Here is a 428-nt window from a genome sequence, read left to right as displayed (position 1 = left end):
TGATGGGTTTCCTGGTCAAACAGAAGGGAAAGATTTAGGTATCATCCCAGCTAAAGCAGGTTTTAAAGCTTTCGTATGGAATGACCAATTTTATGTAATGGGAGAAGCTGGTGCAGCATTTGCAACAAGTAATGTAGAAAATACCAGAGATAAAACTTCTTTATTGTTATCTCCAAGTATAGGTTATGCAACTAAATACATAGATATTTCTTTGAACTATACACACTACAATCATTTTGATCGTTTAAACAATAACGGTTCTCTTAATAGAGGAGTTGGACAAGTAGGTGTTCGTTTAGCTTATGGTTTTGAACTATAAACCACAAATAATTCCATAAAAAAATGCGCTGAAATTCAGCGCATTTTTTTTGCCTATTCTTTTTTCAACATTTCTTTATACATCTCAAAATTAGCTTTCACTTTTTCAT

1 protein-coding gene is annotated in these 428 nt (G+C 32.5%); it reads left to right on the top strand.

The window, feature by feature from the left end:
* The coding region (locus FCS21_RS17880) for a hypothetical protein (RefSeq protein WP_222928006.1) at positions 1-319 on the top strand (319 nt) is incomplete at its 5' end.
* Between the last annotated feature and the right edge of the window lie 109 nt (positions 320-428).

The sequence above is a fragment of the Colwellia ponticola genome, assembly GCF_005885605.1.
Classification (GTDB): domain Bacteria; phylum Pseudomonadota; class Gammaproteobacteria; order Enterobacterales; family Alteromonadaceae; genus Colwellia; species Colwellia ponticola.
This window is presented reverse-complemented; position numbering and strand designations above follow the sequence as displayed.